Source organism: Salinicoccus sp. Bachu38 (genome assembly GCF_038561955.2).
Taxonomy (GTDB): domain Bacteria; phylum Bacillota; class Bacilli; order Staphylococcales; family Salinicoccaceae; genus Salinicoccus; species Salinicoccus bachuensis.
The window spans coordinates 1,246,086-1,268,664 of the sequence record NZ_CP138333.2 but is presented as its reverse complement, the minus strand read 5'-3'; the positions used below and the strand labels follow the sequence as shown (position 1 = coordinate 1,268,664).

29 protein-coding genes, 1 pseudogene and 1 riboswitch are annotated in these 22,579 nt (G+C 43.4%); of the genes and pseudogenes, 14 read left to right on the top strand and 16 right to left on the bottom strand.

From position 1 onward, the window contains the following. Nucleotides 1-41: 41 nt before the first annotated feature. From RQP18_RS06300 to RQP18_RS06290, 3 genes are all read left to right on the top strand, one after another. On the top strand, nt 42-305 hold the full coding sequence (locus tag RQP18_RS06300; protein ID WP_342389303.1) for a YesK family protein: 264 nt from the start codon (nt 42-44) through the stop codon (nt 303-305). A gap of 197 nt (nt 306-502) precedes the next feature. Beyond that, a complete protein-coding gene (locus RQP18_RS06295) occupies nt 503-718 on the top strand; it encodes a helix-turn-helix transcriptional regulator (protein WP_342389302.1) in 216 nt (71 codons plus the stop codon). Nucleotides 719-787: 69 nt separating this feature from the next. Next, nucleotides 788-1,114: a permease gene (locus tag RQP18_RS06290; protein WP_373446148.1), complete on the top strand. Its 327-nt coding sequence runs from the start codon at nt 788-790 to the stop codon at nt 1,112-1,114. Between the two features lie 46 nt (nt 1,115-1,160). Here the strand turns inward: RQP18_RS06290 and RQP18_RS06285 are convergent, their stop codons facing one another. From RQP18_RS06285 to RQP18_RS06275, 3 genes are all read right to left on the bottom strand, one after another. Beyond that, complete coding sequence (locus RQP18_RS06285) at nt 1,161-2,123, bottom strand: ABC transporter permease (protein WP_342389300.1); 963 nt, start codon at nt 2,121-2,123, stop codon at nt 1,161-1,163. Next, entirely contained in the window at nt 2,116-3,033 is a 918-nt protein-coding gene (locus tag RQP18_RS06280; RefSeq protein WP_342389299.1) for an ABC transporter ATP-binding protein, read from the bottom strand. The genes RQP18_RS06285 and RQP18_RS06280 overlap by 8 nt, the downstream gene beginning before the upstream one ends. A gap of 456 nt (nt 3,034-3,489) precedes the next feature. Then, nucleotides 3,490-4,683, bottom strand: coding sequence for a helix-turn-helix domain-containing protein (locus RQP18_RS06275; RefSeq protein ID WP_342389298.1), 1,194 nt, complete (start codon nt 4,681-4,683; stop codon nt 3,490-3,492). A 276-nt stretch (nt 4,684-4,959) separates the two neighbouring features. On the opposite strand from RQP18_RS06275, the pseudogene RQP18_RS06270 reads away from it, so the two are divergent. After that, a pseudogene (locus RQP18_RS06270) lies at nt 4,960-5,250 on the top strand (transposase); the annotation flags it as partial. Nucleotide 5,251: 1 nt separating this feature from the next. Here RQP18_RS06270 and RQP18_RS06265 read toward each other — a convergent pair. Continuing rightward, on the bottom strand, nt 5,252-6,148 hold the full coding sequence (locus RQP18_RS06265; RefSeq protein WP_342389297.1) for a hypothetical protein: 897 nt from the start codon (nt 6,146-6,148) through the stop codon (nt 5,252-5,254). Nucleotides 6,149-6,826: 678 nt separating this feature from the next. Here RQP18_RS06265 and RQP18_RS06260 point away from each other — a divergent pair. From RQP18_RS06260 to RQP18_RS06250, 3 genes are all read left to right on the top strand, one after another. After that, complete coding sequence (locus RQP18_RS06260; RefSeq protein WP_342389296.1) at nt 6,827-6,982, top strand: hypothetical protein; 156 nt, start codon at nt 6,827-6,829, stop codon at nt 6,980-6,982. Between the two features lie 304 nt (nt 6,983-7,286). Further along, nucleotides 7,287-7,541 carry an alpha/beta fold hydrolase gene (locus RQP18_RS06255; RefSeq protein ID WP_342389295.1) on the top strand — a complete coding sequence of 85 codons (255 nt, stop codon included), beginning with the start codon at nt 7,287-7,289 and terminating at the stop codon, nt 7,539-7,541. A gap of 36 nt (nt 7,542-7,577) precedes the next feature. Further along, nucleotides 7,578-8,099 carry a GNAT family N-acetyltransferase gene (locus RQP18_RS06250; protein ID WP_342389294.1) on the top strand — a complete coding sequence of 174 codons (522 nt, stop codon included), beginning with the start codon at nt 7,578-7,580 and terminating at the stop codon, nt 8,097-8,099. Here the strand turns inward: RQP18_RS06250 and RQP18_RS06245 are convergent. The 4 genes from RQP18_RS06245 to RQP18_RS06230 all read right to left on the bottom strand — a co-directional run bounded on the left by RQP18_RS06245 (nt 8,032) and on the right by RQP18_RS06230 (nt 10,944). Beyond that, entirely contained in the window at nt 8,032-8,910 is an 879-nt protein-coding gene (locus RQP18_RS06245; RefSeq protein WP_342389293.1) for a DMT family transporter, read from the bottom strand. The two genes, RQP18_RS06250 and RQP18_RS06245, sit on opposite strands and share 68 nt — an antisense overlap. 134 nt (nt 8,911-9,044) lie before the next feature. After that, nucleotides 9,045-9,326: a hypothetical protein gene (locus RQP18_RS06240; RefSeq protein WP_342389292.1), complete on the bottom strand. Its 282-nt coding sequence runs from the start codon at nt 9,324-9,326 to the stop codon at nt 9,045-9,047. A 64-nt stretch (nt 9,327-9,390) separates the two neighbouring features. After that, nucleotides 9,391-9,834, bottom strand: coding sequence for a GNAT family N-acetyltransferase (locus RQP18_RS06235; protein ID WP_342389291.1), 444 nt, complete (start codon nt 9,832-9,834; stop codon nt 9,391-9,393). Nucleotides 9,835-9,930: 96 nt separating this feature from the next. Then, entirely contained in the window at nt 9,931-10,944 is a 1,014-nt protein-coding gene (locus RQP18_RS06230) for a S66 family peptidase (protein WP_342389290.1), read from the bottom strand. A 131-nt stretch (nt 10,945-11,075) separates the two neighbouring features. Here RQP18_RS06230 and RQP18_RS06225 point away from each other — a divergent pair, with 131 nt between their 5' ends. Both RQP18_RS06225 and RQP18_RS06220 read left to right on the top strand, forming a co-directional pair. Further along, nucleotides 11,076-11,420 (top strand): ASCH domain-containing protein, encoded by a 345-nt coding sequence (locus tag RQP18_RS06225; protein WP_342389289.1) that lies wholly within the window; start codon nt 11,076-11,078, stop codon nt 11,418-11,420. A 31-nt stretch (nt 11,421-11,451) separates the two neighbouring features. Further along, the gene (locus tag RQP18_RS06220) at nt 11,452-12,717 is read left to right on the top strand and encodes a S41 family peptidase (protein ID WP_342389288.1); all 1,266 of its coding nucleotides are present in this window, start codon (nt 11,452-11,454) and stop codon (nt 12,715-12,717) included. Between the two features lie 89 nt (nt 12,718-12,806). Here RQP18_RS06220 and RQP18_RS06215 read toward each other — a convergent pair whose 3' ends face one another. After that, nucleotides 12,807-13,412, bottom strand: a complete 606-nt coding sequence (locus tag RQP18_RS06215) for a DedA family protein (protein WP_342389287.1) — start codon at nt 13,410-13,412, stop codon at nt 12,807-12,809. 148 nt (nt 13,413-13,560) lie between these two features. Between RQP18_RS06215 and RQP18_RS06210 the strand changes: the two genes are divergently transcribed. Then, a complete protein-coding gene (locus tag RQP18_RS06210) occupies nt 13,561-14,751 on the top strand; it encodes a cation:proton antiporter (protein ID WP_342389286.1) in 1,191 nt (396 codons plus the stop codon). Nucleotides 14,752-14,817: 66 nt separating this feature from the next. Here RQP18_RS06210 and RQP18_RS06205 read toward each other — a convergent pair whose 3' ends face one another. The 6 genes from RQP18_RS06205 to tenA form a co-directional block, all read right to left on the bottom strand. Beyond that, nucleotides 14,818-15,138 (bottom strand): CHY zinc finger protein, encoded by a 321-nt coding sequence (locus tag RQP18_RS06205; protein ID WP_342389285.1) that lies wholly within the window; start codon nt 15,136-15,138, stop codon nt 14,818-14,820. Nucleotides 15,139-15,216: 78 nt separating this feature from the next. Beyond that, nucleotides 15,217-15,654 (bottom strand): hypothetical protein, encoded by a 438-nt coding sequence (locus RQP18_RS06200; RefSeq protein WP_342389283.1) that lies wholly within the window; start codon nt 15,652-15,654, stop codon nt 15,217-15,219. A gap of 86 nt (nt 15,655-15,740) precedes the next feature. Then, nucleotides 15,741-16,367, bottom strand: coding sequence for a thiamine phosphate synthase (thiE, locus tag RQP18_RS06195; protein WP_373446147.1), 627 nt, complete (start codon nt 16,365-16,367; stop codon nt 15,741-15,743). Next, on the bottom strand, nt 16,364-17,149 hold the full coding sequence (gene thiM, locus RQP18_RS06190) for a hydroxyethylthiazole kinase (protein ID WP_342389281.1): 786 nt from the start codon (nt 17,147-17,149) through the stop codon (nt 16,364-16,366). Before thiM ends, thiE begins: the two co-directional genes overlap by 4 nt. Continuing rightward, entirely contained in the window at nt 17,142-17,948 is an 807-nt protein-coding gene (gene thiD / locus RQP18_RS06185) for a bifunctional hydroxymethylpyrimidine kinase/phosphomethylpyrimidine kinase (protein WP_342389377.1), read from the bottom strand. Before thiD ends, thiM begins: the two co-directional genes overlap by 8 nt. Beyond that, the gene (tenA, locus tag RQP18_RS06180) at nt 17,941-18,624 is read right to left on the bottom strand and encodes a thiaminase II (protein ID WP_342389280.1); all 684 of its coding nucleotides are present in this window, start codon (nt 18,622-18,624) and stop codon (nt 17,941-17,943) included. Before tenA ends, thiD begins: the two co-directional genes overlap by 8 nt. 71 nt (nt 18,625-18,695) lie before the next feature. Continuing rightward, nucleotides 18,696-18,794: riboswitch (TPP riboswitch) on the bottom strand. 142 nt (nt 18,795-18,936) lie between these two features. On the opposite strand from tenA, the gene RQP18_RS06175 reads away from it, so the two are divergent. From RQP18_RS06175 to RQP18_RS06160, 4 genes are all read left to right on the top strand, one after another. Continuing rightward, entirely contained in the window at nt 18,937-19,260 is a 324-nt protein-coding gene (locus RQP18_RS06175) for an ArsR/SmtB family transcription factor (protein WP_342389279.1), read from the top strand. 86 nt (nt 19,261-19,346) lie between these two features. Continuing rightward, nucleotides 19,347-20,234, top strand: coding sequence for a permease (locus tag RQP18_RS06170; protein ID WP_342389278.1), 888 nt, complete (start codon nt 19,347-19,349; stop codon nt 20,232-20,234). Next, the gene (locus tag RQP18_RS06165) at nt 20,234-20,407 is read left to right on the top strand and encodes a hypothetical protein (protein WP_373446146.1); all 174 of its coding nucleotides are present in this window, start codon (nt 20,234-20,236) and stop codon (nt 20,405-20,407) included. Before RQP18_RS06170 ends, RQP18_RS06165 begins: the two co-directional genes overlap by 1 nt. A 110-nt stretch (nt 20,408-20,517) precedes the next feature. Then, nucleotides 20,518-20,757: a hypothetical protein gene (locus RQP18_RS06160; protein WP_342389276.1), complete on the top strand. Its 240-nt coding sequence runs from the start codon at nt 20,518-20,520 to the stop codon at nt 20,755-20,757. 98 nt (nt 20,758-20,855) lie between these two features. On the opposite strand, the gene RQP18_RS06155 is transcribed toward RQP18_RS06160, so the two are convergent. After that, nucleotides 20,856-22,565 carry an ABC-ATPase domain-containing protein gene (locus RQP18_RS06155; protein ID WP_342389275.1) on the bottom strand — a complete coding sequence of 570 codons (1,710 nt, stop codon included), beginning with the start codon at nt 22,563-22,565 and terminating at the stop codon, nt 20,856-20,858. Nucleotides 22,566-22,579: the final 14 nt, after the last annotated feature.

Below are 22,579 nucleotides of genomic sequence, written 5' to 3'. Positions count from 1 at the left end.
AACGGGTCAGAATATGTAAGGGGGAATAAAATGGTGTTTTAATGTTGGAAGGATGGACACCTATATTGCTCATTGGGATTGTTATTGCTACTATCCTTTTTTTAATATCTCGTAGGGTTTCTAGAAAAGCTCTATTTTTAACTTCCATTATATTGAGTTTAATTTGTGTCGGAATCGTAATTTACAGCATAGTAGTTGTTGGTGGTTGGGATGGCATGGGATTGGGATTTGTTACATTCAGTGGTTTCCTTGGAATATGGGTGGGTACCATAAGTGGAGTAATTATAAAAAAAATAAATATGTAACGTAATTTTTCAATTAATGGACGCAATTGTGTAATAAATAAAATCAGCTTGTAACATTAAAAGCACAGGATTAAATCTGTGCTTTTTTTCTTGATATTTATATGTGCAATCTATTTATACTATCACCTCCCATAGTAAAGCTTACTTGACGTAAAGTTTACTTTACAATAAAATGAAGTCAAAGAGGTGGAGTGCTATTGAAAAACAATGTAGCAGAATACAGAAAGAAAATGGGATACTCCCAAGATAAGCTGGCGGAAAAGCTGGGGGTATCAAGACAGACTATTATCTCCATAGAGAAAGGGAGGTATAATCCTTCTCTGTCTTTAGCGATGATACTAGCAGAATTATTTAAAATGAATGTTGAGCAGATCTTCATTTTGGAGGATAAGGACTACAAGCACCCAAAATGATGAGAGGAACGATGATGTATGAATAGTCCAAGGGCATCTTTTCTAATAATAGGCATATTCTTTGTTATATTGGCTGGATTTATCGGATTTACAGCAATAATGGCACAGTCGTCACCACCAGGGATGTTCTATATGATGATTGCCATGGCAGTTGTCACTTTCAGTATGGCATACCTTTATCCACAGTTCATACAGAAAGATGAACGCATGAAGTTGATCAGACAAAAGGGAATCATGGCATCATTTGTCGCTATGATCATCTATTTCATATTCTTTACGACAGCTCTTCAGTTCAACTGGATTGATGCACCAGCCTATTACCTGTTCCAAGTGTTCGGTGCTCTGATGATATCCACTGTATTCATATCATTCGTCATCTATGCAAGATTATATTAAAAATCAGGATGAAGCAGAAGCTTCACCCTGATTTTTATTTTCGTTTTTAAGCCACATCCCGCTTAGTGAACACAGCCCAGGCGGCAATAATGAATATGACCATATATACTGCAGTGACGCCGACTGAGAATCCTACAGTCATCTCTTCACGTATCGGTCCGTACGGTGTAAAATATACGGAGAGATCGGTATTGGCGAAGAGTATATATTTGGACCATGCATATTGTGCCATGGCTTGGGCGACTGTGGTGCCGACGAACATGAGGAACATGGAGAGCCCGATTGCGAGTGCACTGCTCCTGAAGATGCTCGATATCATGAAGCCGAACGTTGCAAGTACAATGATGTTGAGGACTTTGAATCCATATTGCATGACAATCTCAGACAATAATCCATTGCTCGCCAGACCTTCAGGACGGTTTACGATAACTTCCGGATTGATGGCTGGGATGCCATAGATGACTGCTCCTACGAGTATGCTGGTTGCAAGCAGGAATACCACAGTGAACAGTGTGAACAGCAGAAGGGCGATATATTTTGAGAGCAGTATCGTACTCCTTGAAATCGGCCGGATCAGGAGCTGCTTGATTGTGCCCCACCTGAATTCATTCGCGACGATGCCGCCGGCAATGATGATGACGAACAGGCTGACGAGTGATGTCGTGAACAGGTTGTCCAAAACGAAGTCGCCGGCATGGTATCCATAAGGCCGGATATCATTTTCCAGCTGATAATTTTTCTCCTGTATCAATTCCATATTACGGGACTCGATGAAGGGATTGTCTTCGCCTTCCGCTTCAATTTCTTCCATAAGTGCCTGATTTTCCTCTTGCAGTTCAGTCTTCCAGTCATCGGAATATGTCGTCTCTGTATCCACCGAGTCGGTAACCATATTCATGATGAAGCTGAAGATGACGAGTGCCACCAGAAATACATACATGATCCATGTAGACTTCATCACGTAGATTTTGCCGAGTTCATTTTTGATCAGGTTAAATAGATTATTCAATGGTGTTCTCTCCAATCATCTCAAGGAATCGATCTTCTAATGTCGACTGCGCGACATTGACGCCGAATACCTGCACATCTTTTTGTACCAGCGTGGTCACGAGATGTGGGATGTCGTTTCTATTGATTTGAATCTGTATCCGCTCATTTGTATCCAGCAATTTGATATTGGGAAGTGCGCGCACAACTTCAATCGCTTCTTCTTGAGGATTTACCTCTAGATTTACGGTACATTCCTCAGTATCCGCTTCTTCATTCAGATCTTTGATCGCAATAAGTTTGCCGTTCTTTATGACACCTATGCGATCGCACATCAGCTCGATTTCACTGAGCAGGTGGCTGGATACGATGACTGAAACATTATCCTCCACAGCCAATCTCCGTATGTAACGCCGGATTTCCCGTATGCCTGCCGGATCGAGTCCATTAGTCGGTTCATCCAGGATGAGGACGGATGGTTTGTGCAGCAATGCCTGCGCAATCCCAAGGCGCTGTCTCATCCCGAGTGAGTACTTGCCAACCTTGGTCTTGATCGCATTTTCAAGCCCCACTAGCTGGACCACTTCATTGATGCGTTCATTAGTGATTCCATTCGACATCCCTGCGAAGTGCTTCAGATTCTGCCATCCCGTCATGAAAGGATACATCTCTGGATTCTCAACGATGGCCCCCACTTCACTGATTGCTTTACTGTAATCCTTCTTGATGCTGTGGCCCTTGATGACCACATCACCCTTCGTAATGCCAATCAGTCCGACCATCATGCGGATTGTCGTTGTCTTACCCGCGCCATTGGGCCCGATGAATCCGAACACTTCGCCAGGACGAATATCAAAACTCAAGTTTTTGATGATGTTCTTACGACCAATATCCTTATGTAATGCTTTGATTTCCATTGCTGACTTTAACATCTACAACCACTCCTCTCGGTGTATTTGCGTGATTGCATTTTATACAACCATACATTCCCCAGCCTATCACAAGTACCATCTTTTTACATTTCATAACCTAAAATTTCTTTTATAGCTGATATACTGCTTATAAGAAAATACAAATACATAAAAAAGGAGTGCCACTCATATTCATCGTTGCCAAAAAAGTATAAATTCCATCGGAATGGATAGTCATGCACTTCAAGACAGACGGTGAGAAAGTTGATAAAATCCATCAAAAAGAATAAAAAAGAAATAGACCTGGAAAATTCTGTGGTAAAATTTCATAACTCTTTTTAGTTTTAAAGAAGCAATATAATCAAAGAGGCAGATAAGGGACATTTCGGCATCAGACCCTCTTTTGGTGTTCACTGTGTATGGTTATATTCTTCATCTCATAGTCCATCATTATGCTTTTATACAGAACACTTATGATTAACGGTATATATAGTTATTAATTAATTGTGCTAAATTCCTTTGACGAAGAATATAACGAATATTATCTTCGTTGTATCCACTTTTTTTATCAATTTGAGATTTCACCTTTCTTGAATAGTCCTCCACTTCTTCCAACGAGGGTTCTATTGAATTTGAAAGCTCTGGATATAATTTTAAAATTTTACTATGTATCTCATCTTTTTCCTCTTCGTTTTGGTAAATTACAATATTATTCCTAGTTTTTTCGCTCGAATGGCTATCATAGTTAGTAAAAGAATTAGGAGCATGGTTAATCATTTTATCAACTAAATGTATAAATGTTTCTTCTATCATTGCATAATATGCTAAGGGATGGTTCCTGTTATCATTATTTTTAATGAAGTGATGATCTGGAACAACCATGTAATATCTAGATTCATCAATTGAAACTATTAGTAATGAAGAAATCGTTAAATTTCTAAACTTTAGTTTTAAAAAATTCCAACCCATCCTTACTTTAATTTGGTCAATGCTTAACGCCTCTACTTGATGACGATTTATATCGTCGTCCTCCATTGCTATAAAAAAGTCAGGATTTAGATTATATACAAACCCATGATTTTCATCTTGCTCTATATAAGACCAATTAAATGTATCTTTTAATACATATTTATACTGCTCTTGTATAGGAACATCTAAATGGAATTGTTTTCTCCATAAGGATTGCACTTGGTAAAAGTTCGTTGTTTCAGTAATCGGTGTGTTTACATCCCCTATGCGAGAAAAAATTTGCCCAGGATTAAGAGGCTTCCCTTGCCCTTTTTGAGGATATTTTGAAGATAGATATATAGGAACATTTCTAGTATTGGGGATGATTATAATATCAATCTCATGACCATCTATCTTTATTTTTTGTACATAAACTTTTGGAATAGCATCATTAGCAATAGGCAAATGACTGATAAAGTCAATCATATTTTGTTGATTCATTCGATTAGGATCTTCTTCTACTCCAACGACTTTTTGTTGATCTGTTACTCCTATTATTAGATAACACACCCTATGGTGAGTAGTATTTACGAAGCTAAATATATCTCTCACCATTTCTGGTTTTTGGCTCTTTTTATACCACACTTGTTTAAAATCATGCATTTCATCCTCAGGAGTATTAATCAAATTGAAAATCGTTTCTTGATCAACGCATTCATACATCTATCTAAGCCTCTTTTCCTTAGCATGGTAGTCCTTAATTCTACTAAAGCTAACTTTTGAAATAACGTATTTTAAGAGTATTCTATTTTTACTAATTAAGTTGTCCATCACACAAATTAAAATATATTTTGGGTTTTAATTGAGAGCGTAAAACATCTTGTATAAATGAATAAATAAAAAGAAGACGTTGCAAGAATTTTTCTCAGTCACCTGAAAACTGCAGAGAATACATTGCTTAAAACAGCAATACCAGCATTCTGAGACTATGAAAAATGTGATTGCATTGGCTTCAATTCCGGAAATTTCAGAAATAGTGTGTATTCTTTCATCTTACATACAGAATATGAAAAAATTAAGATTGGGGTCCCTCGTGACTTGAGTGGTGTCTTAAAACAACAGACTACTGTCCCTTATAAGCAGTGCAATGACACGTTGAAGTCCTTTGTCATTAATATGCCTCAAAAAGGAGAGACGTTGTCTGAAATTTTCCATTTGATCGAACACAGGTGTGTATGGGCATCACTATACACTTCAGCCCATTTCAATATATCCACTTTTATAAGTTAACTTAAAGATTAGAAACAGAAAAATAAGTTACCCCTTCTTGTGCAGCTTTTTTAATTTTCATCCTTAAAGCTTCATGCAAGTCTAATCTTCCCTCAAGAACATGAATAAGATCTTCGCCACTAACAAAAATAATTTTTGAGTCTCTTCCACTGAATTCTTGAACTACTCCGTCTCTAAAACCGATTATCGAGATGAATATACCTCTAGTACTTGATAGCTTAGAGTCAATTTTATTTTTAAAGCTAGAAATATCTGCTGAGTCGGGAAAGCTAGTGGTCCATTTTGATTCAACGAGATAATCGAAGCCTTCAAATTTAAAATGGCCGTCTATCTGTTGAGTGTTAGTTGGATTACGAAAGGATTTTCTATAGTCTATATCAAATACTTCGAATAGTTCTTTAAGAATATCTTCTAGTATAAATCCAGCTTTTTGCCGATCTGTCATTATTAATGCTTCGTTAAAGGACTTGCGAACTTGTTCTAAACGCTCCTTTCTTTGTTCTATTAATAGTAATCTTTCTCTCTCAATTTTTTCCTTACTATTATGAGTTTCTTTTTCTTGTTGTTCTATTAGTTTATTTTCTAAAGCTATTTTCTTTAGTTGTCGTAATGTTTTTAAACCAGTGTTTCTATCTTTAACTGTCTTATCTGGTAAATCTCTTAGCATATAAAGGTTAGTTAAAATTCTATTTTGTATCACCCTACCTTCTTCTGTAGTAGACAATTCCTCTAGAACTCTTCTCGCCCAAACAAATTTATATTCATGTCGATATTTATTGACAAGTGAGTACGGTACATCAGATGAAATCATAAATGCAGCAACAGTATCTTTTAAATGGAAGCATTTTCCGAAGCATTGAATTATTTGTTCTGACACTTCATAAGGTATTGTTTTCATATTTCCCCCTCCCCTTCACTTAATTATCATTAGGCTGTGTTTTATTTTATAAGTAAATATCTAGATTCTTATTACTCCTTATTGCGTTTATGATAACTATGTAGGCACTATTACATTTTTCTTCACTGTTGTACTTTCTGATTATATCTAGTAAATGTATTTATGGATATATTCACTATCGAGATAAGCGAACCAGTCATCCTCACTTTGTTGCCGAGATTGTAATGACTTTATATTTTGAAAAACTAAAAATCAGCTTCCAGGTAACGATTGTTTTTTAATAACCCACCTCTTATTGCGAGTATAGTTTCAACGTTCACATTTATAAAGGATACAACCAAAGCTATGAATACTTGATTATGAATCCTTCATTCGCTTGAACAAATTGGAGTCTCAACATGCTGGAAATAAGCTTTAGAAAAATCTTTTCAAATAACTTCTTTTGAATAAAAAAGTTTCATTTACATTATACTATTGGTATTTAATTGTTATACAATAATTATATCAAATTAAAGATTAAATTTTTAGATATTATTAATATCAAAAAGGAGGAATTGAATATTTCTTTCAATAATGTTGGATACAGAACCAGGATAATTTGAAATTTTTAAAGTAAGTAAAAAACTGCCTTTGGCCTTTACGCACTTCTACAGTGAATTTAATAAGAAGGGCAACATCATGTCTCAGATTTTATCCGTACACTATACTTTCCATCTCATCAACTTGCGCGGTCTCGGGCGGTCTGACGACCAAACTGATGAATATACATACAACATGGAAGATGCCATTCACTACTTAGAATCGATCAGAGAATCACTATGGTTCAATAAATAGACATTTTCCAATTATTCCATTGGGGGGTTCCTTGCTTTGAAATATGCAGTGATGAGTCCGAATAGTCTCTCAAAGATAACTGCGGGTGGGCTATATGCATTATATGAGTCTCCAGGCCGTATCTATTCTATAGCAAGAATAACCCAAAAAATAAGAGGATGAAGAAATATTTGCAGAACTTCACAAACCGGAGACACCATGGGAAGAACGCATCACCCTGTCCGCGGAATTGACAATGATGTCACTGTACAGGAAAAACGCCTACTATGAACTGCTTATTCGGAAAGAAAGCGGAAGAATGTTGATGTGCAAAATTGATTACTACAAATCAGAGCTCAAGGACTATGATTTCCGCAAAGAACTGGAGAAAACTCCTGTGAAAACCTATGTCTATTGTGGCAGCCATGATGCACAGTGTCCTCATGGCTTCAGGGAGGAAGTAGCAGATTTGATGCGTAACTGCCCACTGGCTACCTTTAAGTTCAATAACCATAGCCTTGATATTGAGAAGAAAGAGAATTTCAAAGCCTTTTTGGAATTGACAATAAGTTACGCCTGAGTATATTAATAAATCGATGTAAAAGGAGTTAACAACTTGAAAATATCGATTATAAAAGAATTGAATACAGATGGAGAAATTCGCAGTGACTTTACTGTAATGAAACAACTGAGGACACACCTGGATGAATTACAGTATGTGGATCTTGTAAAAGAAGCGAAAGAAGTAGATAATTATCTTTTGCATGTCCTATTCGAAAATGAGGAAATAGTTGCAGTCTGCGGATTCAAATCTATGATTACACTTTATTACGGTAGATTGGTCTGGGTATGTGATCTGGTCACAGACCATAAGATCAGATCTAAAGGTCACGGAAAGAAGCTTTTTGATTTCGTATATGAATGGGCTGAAAAGAATAATTATGAAAGTTTCGCCCTTTCATCCGTATTGGCACGTAAAGAGGCCCACAGATTCTATGAGGAAAAAATAGATTATGACAAATCAAGTTTTATGTTCAAAAAATCTATAAAAAATGTAGAGTATTTCGTTCCTAACTTTCCATGTATTTCCGCTTCCGCTGGCTCAACAGGAAGAAGTAGACACCGAACAGTACGATGATTCCCCCGAAAATTTGATATATATCCAAGTGTTCCGAAAGCAGGAAGAATGCCAGTATGGATGCACCAACGGGCTCGAGCAGCATGGCCATGGAAATCGTTGTCGGACTCACCTCATTCAGCAGGTAATTGAATATGACATGTGCAATCGTGGGAAAAATCGCAAGCAGCAGGAATAGTCCCCACTCCTTTGGTGGGTACATAAACAAATCCGTCCGGGTGGCCATGTTGTATATCAATAGAAAGAACCCGGCGATACCGAATACAATGAAACTGTAGACCCAATGCGTGAGGTTCCGGACGGAATTCTGTCCGATCATAAAGTAGCAGACAACGGTTATGACGCCCAGGAAGGAAAGCATGTTGCCCGCAATGGCGCTCAAGTCGGTGAAGCTGAAGTCCCCCCAACTGATGATGACCACCCCAAAGAACGAAACGAACACCGAAAATGCGACTTTGGCACTCACCCGCTCCCTGTAGACCAGAAAGGCACCCACCATCGCAGCAATGGGCTGCAAAGCGAGAATGACCGTAGAACTTGCTACGGAAGTGAGATGCAGGGAGGCGAACCAGAATCCGAAATGCATTGCGAGGAATAGTCCTGCAATAATCAGGGCGCCCCACTCTCTGCGTGTGGGTTTCGTCAATTCCCGCCTGTACTTGAAGACAATCGGAGTCAGCAAGATACTGGCAAACATCATTCTGTACATGCTGATGATGCTGGCCGGTGCTTCAGACAACTTTACAAAAATCGCAGCAAATGCGATGCAGATGACAGAGATGATGAGTAGAATGACCACTGTTTTTCTCATTATCAAGCTTCTTTCATTGAAATATATTTTCTCTTTTCACAACAATTCCTTTGTAATGGATACCTTGCATCTTTCGTCACATACAGTTTAAACCCTCATGTTATCCTACCAAGGACAATAAAAGTGACCCTGCTCTAGCCAATCAACCTGCCGAAAGCTGCACCAACACCTGTCTGCCAGAAGTATAGAAATACTAACATGATACAAAACCAGGCTATTCTCCAAGTCTTGTTGGAACGTGCAAATTGAATGAGGTAAAAAACACCCCAGATCAAAAACGAAAGCGCTATTGGCACCCACTGTGAAAACCCCATTCCACCCTCCCCGATACCAAAGGCGAACAGGACTAGAAGGTTAAACGATAACAATAGAAGCAAAATAATAACGTTGTATACATGAAATGCTTTTTTACTCAATTGCTTCCCTCCCAACAAATGACATGTCCACTACATTCTATAGTCACTCCAGGAATAGAACTGTTTACAGTTCGTAATGCAAAACATATTCGTTGTTCTCCTCATCAAATGAATGGGAATAGAAACCGATGGATTTGAGCAATTTTCCCATCACTTCATTTTCTTTAACATAATCTGCCACCAGTACGTCATACTTGCCCGTCTTTCTAGCCATTTCAATCGCTTTTTGAATCGTCTGCTTCCCATATCCCCGCTTCTGATATCTTTTATCTATCATCATCCGCCAGATCATAAATTCCCGTTTTTCAGCATCGATATCAATCAATATAAATCCGACTACTTCATCCTGGTCTTGTATAGCGTACGGGATTACATCATCATCATTTCTGTATAAGTAGGCTTCTGCCAGAGATTTTACATTAGGGGCGACAAATCCGGCCTGATTCTCATTAACTTCCATATTAATAATCTTCCAGAAATTATCCTCATTTATCTCTATGAATTCCATCGACCCTTCCTCCTTGTCTTCAGGTTTAGAACTGCTTGAACCTTATATGATCATATGTCTGTTTTGGAAGAAGACAATATTGTACCGGGTTCTGTTCTATCTGAAAGTTTGTGAGACCATTCCGTTGCCTGCCTTCACTTCTACTTCTGCATATGCGCCATTTATAAAGGTAATCTGTGGGGGCATATGGCCACAGTCAATATCGTAGACAATAGGGATACCCAGTTCTTCTGAAAGGTCCTGGTATACATCCTGAACTGTATAATCTTCAACAGGTATGTCTGATGAGCTTCTCCCGAACATGATGGCTGATGCGTCTTTGAACCACCCTGCAAGTTTCATATGGACCAGTGTCCTTCTGAGTTCGACAATAGACATCTCGCAGTTTTCCAGGTACCAGAGGATGGGTTCATCCGGGATATGACCTTCCTTGAAGCTTTGAACATTTCCAAACGGTGTACCGATCAAATGCCGAATGGTGTCCATACATCCCCCCAACAGTCGGCCTTCGAATTTTCCATCATGACCTGAAACTGTCTTCCAATGCGTCTCTTCAGTCAGATTGAAAATGTGGGGTGTAGGATTATCAAAATCCCAATCCTCCTGGTATCTTTCTGATGAATATTGAATGACGGTGTCTCCTTCTTTATTGGATAAAACAGATTCCCACATCCCTGTAGTTTCATCCGACTCCTCTCCCCGAAGATCGAGGAGGCTTGTTCCATGGGCTGTAGCAATCCCCGTCTTCAAAGTAATCACCAGCAGCAGGAGACTGATGTCTGAATAGCCCAGCACCCATTTCTCACGGATATTATCAAAGTCTATATATTCAAGTGTTTCGATCAACAGCTCCCCGCCCCACGGAGGGAAAATAAGGCCAATCGATTCATCGCGCATCATTTCATTGAACTCTTCCGCCCGCTTTTTTGCAGAAGCAGACCTCGCCTTTTCCTGTGTCCATGCAGTCTCACCAGAAACAACCGAGTAGCCTTTATCTTTTAATTTCTGTATGGACGACTCCAATAAGCCATGCATCTCTTTTGGGATGCCGGATGATGGTGCCGTTATTCCTATTTCGGTTTTTTCCGCTAAAATTGGATATCTTATCATAACTACCACGTCCTATCTTTTTAACTTTATTTTTCTAAATTTTCACTTATTGATATGTTACCATATATAGTAATCGGGTTATGGACTTTACGCCCCTCACATCTACAATTGATCCGAATGGAGACTAGACAATGGAATACAGCATGGGATTATATGAAGCACCCTTCAATTCAATGAAAACTGGACGAAAAACAGTGGAAGTCAGGCTGAATGACTCAAAAAGAAGAAGAATCGATGTCGGGGATACCATAAGATTCACAAAGCTCCCCGAAGATGGTGAAACTTTGACAGTGGAGGTGGTGGAGTTGCATACCTACCCTACCTTCTACGCTATGTACGGGGATATTCCCGCAAAGGATATGGATGCCGAAAGCCGGACAATCGAAGAGATGGTTGGAAGCACCTATGAAATATATGCGCAGGAACAGGAGGTTGAATGGGGAACACTTGCCATCCGGATCCGACTGCTGAAATGACATTCTTAAAATATCCGCAATAGGAGGTGCCATGTATACAGAAATCTTTGATGACATCGTCTCAATCACACATAATGACTATTCCGGCCATCTGGACAAGAAGGGGTGGGATGATCCTGAAAAGTACAGGTCCCAGATAAAAAAAATGGAAAATGAAGATGTGCTCGACCCCGGGATATTCCAGGAAATTGTGGAAGATTATCTGCTCGACTTCAAGGACCGTCACATCTATTTCAGATTGAAGGACAACGAAAAACACAATACATACCATAATGGGTTCAGCGCAAGGCGGTTTGATGATAAGCTTCATGTTACTGAAGTGACGGATGATGATCGTCTGGAGGCCGGGGATGTCCTCCTTTCTTTGGATGGCATACCGATCAATGTGCTCATTGGAAAACACGCAAGAGAACTGTTCGAAACCGTAGCAGAAAGGGAAAACTGGAGACCGATCATCCAAAGGTATGCCCGTTGCGAAATTGAAGGCAGTAATGGGACAACAAGAATATTGGAACTGAAACAGTTTGCACGGCAGGACCAGAAGCCCCAGTTCAAAGTAGACTGGCTTAAAGAAGATGTGCTTTTCATGACCCTCCCCTCGTTCGGCGATGTAAAAGCTGTAGAGGCGCTGCTTGAGCAATACGAAGAGGAATTGAATACTGCTGAAAAACTCATCATTGATGTCAGGGAAAATGGTGGCGGCAGCGATCTGGCATTCAGGAATCTGCTGCCCTACCTCTTCCCGGAAGGGGAGACATCGATTACGCTTGAGGATTCAATCCAGGAGTTCAACTGTACCCGGCGGAACGCAGAGCTCACGGCAAAGGCATTTGGGCAGTTTCTTGAGAACATCGATGACGAATCGGTCAAAAAGAACTTGTATAAATACGTGGAGGACATGAAAAAGAATGTCGGAAAAGGATTCAAAATATTGGAGGGTGAGCCGCCCGTCATTAATATTCAGGGAAAGGCTTTCCCGAAAGAAGTCGTCGTTTTATCTGATGTGCACTGTGCCAGCGCGTCTGAAGTCTTGATTGAATTCTGCAAGGAGTCATCTAAAGCTACAGTCATGGGCCGGGCGACTGCAGGAGTCAATGATTACTCCAACCTTGTCATAGAAGAGTGGGAAGATCTATTTGAGCTATGGTATCCGACTTCGAGGATGGCAGGCATGAATAAAAGAACTGCTGGTGATGCTGTTTCCGCCATCCACCCTGACATTCATACCCCATGGACCCCCGAGCATACTTCCGGAGATATCGATTTGGAAAAAGCATTGGAATTCCTGGAAGGATAAGTTGCTGTACTTCTCGCTTCTGATCCCTGAAAAACTGGGACAGCCTGCCGACTCCATACGGGAGCGGCAGGCTGTCTCATTATCTCAACTCATTTCTTCTTTTTCCTTATGAACAGGTGCACGAAAATAAGCGCAAGGACGATCAGTATCGAATAGACAATTGCGGAGTACACATTCATATAGTCTACGATCGTCTGCCATGAATTGCCGACGGAGGCGCCAAGATAGACCAGAACAACATTCCAGATCAGTGTACCTGCAGTTGTCAGTACAAGGAACAGAATGATGTTCATTTTCGCCATGCCGGCGGGAATGGAAATCAAGCTGCGCATCAATGGGATAAAGCGGCAGAAGAATACTGTCCAGGAGCCGTATTTATCAAACCACCCCTGAGCTTTGTGGATGTCCTTCTTCTCAAGTCGGAGGATATGCCCCCACCTGCCCACTATCTTCTCCAATCTTTCTACACCGAGCTGCATCCCGAGGAAATACAATACGACAGCGCCTCCGACAGATCCTGCGGTTGCTGAAATGACGACTCCTGTAATGCTCAAGTTTGACTGTGTGGTCATGAAACCACCGAATGTCAGCACGACTTCAGAGGGTATGGGAGGAAAGATATTCTCAACAGCAATCAGGAATGCAATGCCGATATAGCCGAAATCATTCATTATATCCGTCAGCCAGTTCTGCATAACTCCCTCCATCCCTCCTTCTTCAGGAATTCCGTTTTTACAGCTTTCCTTTTAATAGCCATACCCGTTGAAGGTAGGTCATGCAACAAGTTTATACTTCATTTTGGAGGGAATTGGAAATTATCATTCGATTCGGGAAGTGGTCCTTTTGACAACATCACAAATCATCATTCTCCTTTTCATCGGATATCTCATATTCACAATCGACAAAAAGCAGGAAAACTTTCCAGTACCCATCATTCTTCTGATGTTGGGCATCGGCCTTTACTTCATTCCATATTTCTCCACTGTCGAAGTGACGGAGCGGACGATATATCATGTCTTCCTGCCGGCCCTGCTCTTTACATCAGCCTACCAGTTCCCTGCAGATGGACTCAGGAAGAATGGTGGTATCATCATCTTCCTTGCGACCGTTGGCATCATGATCACCGTCGCTCTTCTTGGCGCTGCCATATATGCACTCAGCGGGCCGTTTGTATCCATCTCTTTCGTAGGCGCGCTGCTGCTTGCTGCGATTCTTACACCGACTGACCCGGTTTCTGTCGTCTCGGTCATCAAGAAAGCGGCAGGGGACGAGAAGGTGGCGGACGTAGTCGAAGGGGAGTCGATGATTAATGATGGCACCAGCATCGTCATCTTCAGTGTCCTTGCGGGCATGTTCACCGGCAACCGTTCCGTTTCGGTTTTCTCCTTCATCGGGGAATTCCTCCTCGTCTCCGTGGGGGGTGCTGCCCTTGGTGTAATATTCGGTTGGCTAATGGCTAAAGCGGTCCACTTCACCCATCACAGGCAGTATCAGGTGATGCTCAGTATCATATTAGCCTACGGCATATTCAACCTTGCTGAAGCAATCAGTGTGTCAGGTGTGCTCGCCACCGTCTTCGCAGGTATAATGCTGTCATTCGAGTATGGCACTGCAAGCAAGGAAGAGCACTTCCGGGAATCGTTGGATGGCTTTTGGAATATTGTCGAACCTTCCATCCTCTCACTGCTCTTCCTGTTGATCGGCATACAAGCAGCAGATGCGCTCCTATTTGGTTCATGGGGGTTTGCCCTCATCATTTTTGCGCTGTCATTGATCATCCGTTTCATTGTGATCATGGGGACTACACAAATGTTTTCCAAATGGCGGCACAAAATCAATTGGAGGGAATCGGTGCTCATATCATGGTCCGGACTGAAAGGTTCCATGTCGGTCTACTTGATTCTGAGCCTGTACTCCCAAACCAGTTCCGGTGATGCGGACATCATCATTTCACTTGGTTTCGCATCCGTTTTCCTCTCACTTGTCATCCAGAGCCTTGGCGTTTCGCCTTTGTCCAAAAAATTGATTAAATGATGATTTTCCTCATTTTTAAAGCCTCTTCCAATCAAATGGACAGAGGCTTTTCCCTATGGCATTCTACTATCCATTTTCTTCAAAATAGATATGATGATGCAGCTTGCATCCTTCATTGAACTCGGAACCACACTGCAGACATCTGCCAGTATTCATATATTCGCTGATGGTATGTTCTCTGTTGCAGACACCACACAATATGGCATGTTCATCGTATTTTTCCTTCTCCCAGGGAATAATGGCATGGTCCTCTTTGTCATTATGGCATCTGTAGCATGGATAATATTTATCACAGCATCTGAACCTGATGGCAATGATGTCTTCAGCCGAGTGATAATGAACGCAACGGGTCTTTTCATCGATTGTGTTCCCATAGACTTCAGGCATAATTTCCCCCACTCCCTTGCTTTTCCACTATGCATTCTTTTCAAATCCCTATCCTTTCGCCCATAAAGGGTGCTTCCCTCACTTCTCTATGAATTCTACCGGAAACTGCATGCTGAACTCATTACCGAGAGTCATCAGGTAGCTCAGCTCCCCCTCAGACTTATCCAGTGTGGCGTTCGAAACTATGGCATTATAGGCGCTGAAAGTCCTGTCACTCCCATTGAATTCATCAAACTCGACATTCAGCGTTTCTTCGTCATGTTCAAAGAGGATGGAAAGCGTCTCCGCATCCAGGTCGTACTGGCCCTCGACTTCATTGCCATCTTCCCTCACGACTTTTCCATCATCAAAACTCAATGTCATGAATACATTGTGGTCTTCCATCCCATCACCTTCACTGACCGGTCCAGGGGGATAGGCCAGATCGAAGGTTCTGCCGGACAGCTCGTCATCATTGCTGCATCCCGCAATCAGCATGATGGTCAATAAAAAAAGCGATGATAATATCTTCTTCAATGTTCTCCCCCCATTTTTATCTGAATATTAAAATACAATATTACAGTATCACCTAATATATGTAAACGGGGATCACTTGAGTGTAATCATCCATCGAGAAAGCCGGATGCTGCCCCTTTTACATCTTCTGCCCAAGCGATTGCAGAGATGAGGGAGATGCCGTCGGCTCCGCTATCCAGACAGGCCTTGTAGTTTGTTTCATTGATGCCGCCGATTGCGACCATCGGCGTATCGCCGATCAACCGTCTCATTTCGACCAGACCCTCGATACCGATCGCTGCACCTGCATCTGCCTTTGAAGGTGTGGTGAATACCGGTCCTGTACCAACGTAGTCGACCTTTTCCAAGCTGCTCACTTCAAGTTCGGCTGCGTCCCTTACAGACAGGCCGATGATCTTATCATCAAAATATTCAGGGAGATCGGATACTGCCATGTCATCCTGACCCAGATGGATGCCGTCAGCGTCCACCGCTTCAGCCAGCTTCCAGTCGTCATTGACGATGAACGGCACATCATGCTCTTTGCATATTGCTTTGATGTCCGAAGCGAAACGGATCAATGCCTCCCCCTCGAGTGGATGCGTCCCCTTCTCCCTGAGCTGGAAAATGGTCACCCCGCCTTCCAGTGCTTCGCGTATGGTTTCAAGGGGCTCCCCTTTCGCATCCTCACTGCCACAGATGAAATAGAGCCTGAGCAGTTCCCGGTCCATCATATGCCCCCAACCAGACTGTCTTCAAGCAGAGTATCGTCGTTCAGGTACAGTTCATCGATGAGGCCGGCTATGAAGGTGCCCGGCGCAGGTATGGCACACTTGCCTGCAGCCGCTTCGGCACACAGATTGTAGTAGCTCACAGCGTCCACAACCGCCTCCCTTTCGAAAGTGTCCGCAGTGCCGATGAACGCAGCCGTGATGCCGCCGAGCAGGCATCCGGAGCCTGTAATCTTGCCCTGCAGGCCATGGCCATTGACCATCGTCGTCACCCCGTGCTCCGTTGCCAGTGCATCCTTCTCTCCCGTGACCAGTGCCGGGACGCCATATCTTCGATGGACGGCTTCGGCGATTTCTGTAGTATTTCCCGCTTCGGCAGAATCCACACCTTTCATCCGGCTTTCTGACCCGGAGAGTGCCAGCATCTCTCCAGCGTTGCCTTTGATGAGCGCCACTTTATGGCGGGCAAGCAGATCTTCCGTAATATCCACACGGAAGCGTGACGCACCGAAACCGACTGGATCAAAAATGATGGGAATCCCGTTCTCATTCGCTGATTCCATCATCTCATCCATCAGATGCGCCTTGGCGCGGTCCGCCGTACCGATGTTGATCAATAGTGCCGATGCCGCCTGCATCAGATCCTCAGACTCCGATATTTCCCCGCTCATTATTGGAGAAGCGCCGATTGCCAGCATGCCGTTTGCCATAAAGTTTTTTACCACGTCATTGGTAATGCAGACGACCAGAGGATTTTCTTTTCTCAATCTTTCCAATCTATTCATGAACCTGTTCCTCCCTGAAACTGAAATGGTTGACCGGACCGTTGCCTTTGCCGATGCCCGGACTGTTCCTGATGGCGGATGTAATATATCTTTTTGCCAGTCGGAAACTCTCTTCAAGCGTCTTTCCCTTTGCGAGCTCTGCCGTCATTACAGCAGAGAATGTGCACCCTGTGCCGTGTGTGTGACTGGTTTCTATACGCGGTTCACTCAGAATGACTGTGTCCTCATGCGTAAAAAGATAATCCACAGCATCACCTTCCAAATGCCCACCCTTTATCGTCACACTGTGCACACCGATTTCATCAAGGAATATTCGGGCGGCCTTCCTGACATCCGCTTCCTTCTCGATCTTATGCCCTGTAATCTTCTCGGCCTCATGGATGTTCGGCGTGACGGTAAGTGCCGCAGGAAGCAGCGTACTCCTGAGGAATTCGATCGATTCCTCTTCTATCAGCGCATCTCCACTCGTGGCGATCATGACCGGATCGATGACGAAAGGAATATTATAATCCTCCACCATATTCGCAACCACTACCATCATATCGATTGTCGCGACCATTCCACTCTTCATCGCATGGGGCACTTCGTCACTGAATATGCTCTCGAGCTGCTTCTCCAGAAACTCTGCAGGAACATTGAACACATCCTGTACGCCCATCGTATTCTGGGCAGTCAGCGAAGTCACGGCCGCCATGCCGTATACGCCTCTCGAATGGAAGGCCTTGCTGTCTGCCAGCACCCCCGCGCCGCCGGTTGGGTCCGTTCCTGCCACCGTCAGTGCAATCGGCATCCTATGCATGGACATCCACCTCCATCCAGCGTTCTTTCGTCGCCGCCATATTGAAGAAGCGCCTTTCATGTTCCACACTTTCGATGAAATTCCTTCTGAGCTGCTTCATGTCTTCAGCCGGCATTCTTTCCGCTTCGTTATCGATTATCGTCAGCATCACATCGAGCGTATCATCCATGTCCCTGGCGTAGAATTCAAACCAGCCGCGATAAGGATGGCCGGCTTCAAATGTATGCCGCGCCATCGCCTTCTCGGCAATCCTTCTGTAGACATATGGACATGGTGCCATCGCACTCAAAGTGAATGCGATATTCTCCCTCGAGAATGCATTGAAGTACATATGTTTGATGTAGTGGTCGGCGGATGGATACCACGCCCCGTCCCTGATGATATCCTCATAGGGCATATCGACCGCCTGCGCCAGTACTGCGTGCGCTTCGCTTTCACCTTCGAGCAGGAATTCCATCTGACTCAGAAGGAATTTCACAGTGTCCTTCGAATCGGATTTGGCAATCAGCATTGCATAGAGATTCGCAAACTCCTCCAAATACAATGAATCCGCCCTCAGGTAATGGATGACTGCAGCCGCATCGATGTTTCCATGTATCAGCCCCTGGATGAAAGTGTCATTATAGATTGCTTCGATGATCGGTTCCGCTTCATTTCTCAACTCTTCAGTCAGCATATGATCTCTCCTTTTCCAATATAAAAACCCGTTTCCAGCGCAGGAAACGGGTTCAGTATGGAGGCAGGATATGCCGGACCAACCCACTTCCCTACGCTGGTATTATCCAGATCAGGTCCAAGGGATCAGCCCAACGGCTGTCTCAGCAAAAAGCACCCCTAGTGGTGTTGCTATTCGATTGACTCCAATAATAGTGAAGATTCACGCCCATGTCAAACAATAATCGGAAATTTCAATATGCTTGCATTTTCAAAAGGAAAGATATACACTATATATATATCAAATAAAATTGATTTAATAAGGAGGGCGGGAATGGTGCAACCGACGAACAGCAAGGATGGTACGGCCTATGAAAAAAACCTGGAAACCTATGAGCAGATGTTCAATGCACTTGCGGACAGGACGCGATTGAAGATAATCAATGAAATCAGCAAAAGTACCAATAAGCAGCTCTGTGTATGTGATCTGGAGGAAATGCTGGATCTGAAACAGTCGAAAATCTCCTACCATTTGAAGAAGCTTGTCGATGCGGATATCCTTTCGACCGAAAAGCATGGAACTTGGAACTACTACAGAGTCAATGAATCACATTTGCAGGGTACATTGTCAGAAGATACTTGCTCAACCATCTTATGATGGTATCTTTTTTATACTATAAATCAATTTTTATTGATTTATAAATCAAATACTTTTGATAAATATAATGATAAGGAGCCAAGATGATGACTGATTCCATTACCGAATTCCTGCGGACGTTTTTCCTTCTATTCACCACCCTTATCGCCCTGTTCATCATCGTCAGTTTTTTCGTCAGCCTGCTCCAGCAGATAGTATCAGAAGAGAAGATAAGGAAGGTGCTGAATCACCCCAACAAAATAGCAGGTTATATGCTCGGTACACTTTTTGGTGCGGCCACCCCTTTCTGTTCCTGCTCCACCATCCCCATTCTGGCAGGCCTGTTGAACTCGAAGGCATCTTTTGGCCCTTCGATGAGTTTTCTGATTGCTTCCCCATTGATGAATCCGGTGATGATGTTCACATTATGGGCACTGCTTGGATGGGAAGTCGCACTCGTCTACTTTGTTGTTCTTGGTATTTTCAGCATTTTTGCAGGCGCCATTTTTTCAAGACTGGATCTGGCAAAAACCTATAAGGAGGTCGGAATGAAAGTAAGAAAAGAACAGGTGCCGATGGAAGAAGACTCAAAAGTAAAACAGGCGATGGAGGATGCATGGGGATTTCTCTTCCCAATGTTACCGTACTTGTTCATCGGTGTATTCATCGGTGCATTCATATATGGATTTGTGCCTGAAGCATTCATTACAGGGTATGCGGGTGGAGACGGCCTCCTGTCCGTCTCCATCGCTTCAGTGGTGGGCATTCCGATGTATATCCGTGCTGAAACGATGCTTCCCATCGCAGACGCCCTGGTATCCAAAGGCATGTCCCTTGGAACCGTCATTGCACTGATTATCGGTGGTGCCGGCGCAAGCATTCCGGAGGTGGTTCTCCTGTCAAAACTTTTCAGGAAGCGGTTTCTGGTGGCCTTCATCTCCGTAATACTGTTCGCAGCCGTAAGTACAGGAATCATTTTTAATATATTGCTCTAATGCAGACGAAGGAGGTGGAAAAGATGGGCATGAAGGATCTGATCAAAAAAATCATCCCCAAAGAAAAAGACTGCTGTTCATTGGAGATTGAAGAAAAAAGGCAGGACGAGAAGATGGAAAATGAAAGTGGAGCCCAGGAAACACAAGGCAATCAAAAGATTGCTGAAAAATGACACTCAAGTCAAAACCAGTCGATGCCTGTACATTACATTGTTTAACTGCAGGGCTAAGAAGGTAAAACAAATTATATCACTTATATCAAAATGCAAAGGAGTGTATGACCATGATAGAAGAAAATAAAGATCAGCAGGAACAGATGAGGAAAGAAGCAGAGCAGAAAGCAGAAGAAGGCAAAAGCCAAAAGGAACAGATGAAAGAAAAGGCCCAGGCCAAACAGAAGGATTTCAAGGATGAGAAATCCAAAGTCCAGTCAAAACAGGATGAAACGCAAGGGAAGGTCAATGATGCAGAAGACCAGGTCGAACAGGAAAAAGGCGACAACCAGTTCAACCAGTACAGATAGATCCAATCGATATCTCACTGGAACAGGCGGACTTTGAATGAACGCTCCAACAAGCCAAAACAGCAGCTCCCACTTGGAAGCTGCTGTTTTTTATCGTCTTATTTTTCTGTTCGGCCTTTCATTTTCAAGCCACGGTAACGGTTGATGGCAGCACAGAACTCCTGTTTTCTGGGCAGTGCCAGATTCCCTGGATGGCCGGTATAGGGTGAGATTGCATCCAAACCGTTCTTTTCGATATGTGCATAGATGAGATCGGCGGCTTCGGACAGCGTCCGTCTGTCATCCAGTATTTCATTCCTGAAATAATCCAGCATGATGGCAATGCAGTTCGTCTGACTGGCATCGACGAGCTGCTCCAGCCCGGACATGTCAATCGGCTCCCTGCCAAACAGGATGCTGGTCCTGCCCTTTGGTTTCAGCCGTCCATCCTTCCCGGATTTGGAGAATCCAGCTTTCAAGGGTATTCTGGAAGACACTTCGCCGAATTGACTGTCAGAGGCAGTCTCCCGTCTGTACCCTTCCGTAGCTGCAATTTCCTTGGCCGCCTCCGTGACATCCTTCAGCCTGTATTCATCCATCATGAAGACCTGATCGGCCGCTTCAAAATAATCTCCGGAACCGCCGACAATCAGTATGGTAGAGACACCCCTAGCATCATACAGCGGCTTCACTTTGCTGGAAAACGGTGTGATGGGTTCCTTATCCGGTGCAATCAGCTTCTGCATCCTTGCATCACGAATCATGAAGTTCGTAGCGGAAGTATCTTCATCGATTAACAGAAGGGACGACTCATATTCCAGAGCCTCCATTACATTTGCCGCCTGCGAGGTGCTCCCACTGGCATTTTCAGTCGAAAACACACTCGTGTCCTTTTTGGCCGGCAGATTGTTGATGAAGGTACTGATGTTCACCTTTTCGATATTGCGTCCATCTTCGGCACGTATCTTTGCAGCATCTGGCCGGGTGATTACCATCTCCCGTCCATCTCCTGGAATGTGATGGTACACCCCGCGCTCCAGAGCCTGGAGCAAGGTCGACTTTCCATGATACCCACCGCCGACGATCAGGGTGATCCCTTCCGGGATACCCATACCGGTCACCGTTCGTCCACTCGGCAGGGAAATTTCGATTTCAAACCTTTTAGGGCTCACAAATGGGACGGCATCCTCCATCGGCCTGTCGGAGACGCCGCTTTTACGGGGTAGAATAGAATCATTCGCCACAAAAGCGACCAGATTCCTGCGTGCCAATTCCTTCTGCACATATACCTGGTCGACCATGAGGGTCACTTGTTTCTTGAGTGCCTCCTGGTCCAGGTTGCGATACAGCAGGGCCTTTTCGGCTATATCCGGAAGTATATCCATGAAGATGTGTGCAGCCGCCTTGCCCAGAATCTTTCTGCCTGCTGCAGGCATCCCGACTTCAAAACGCACTTCCAGCTCCTTTTGCCCGACCATGACGGAAGTGCGCTCCAGAATCTCCTGCCCACATCTGTCAATCTGGATGCTGCTCTTCCCCTTCGATGCATTTTTGTGGGATTGTATCTGCTCTGCAAACGTCCGCGTTAAAAAGTCGGATACTGCGATGATTTTATTTTTGGCATCCATCAGTTCATCAGGAATACCAGCTGTAGCTTTATCCATGATGATCCGCATTTTGGATGGCGGTGCATAGGGATCGGACTGGATATTGTCCACGGCCAGTCTGAACCGCTCAAACCGGTATGTTCCCTTCAACCGTTTGTATGCGCCATATTTCTGCCCATCCAGGCTTTTCAGCAATTGATCAAACTGCTTAGCGTCCTTCATTCAGATTCTCCTTT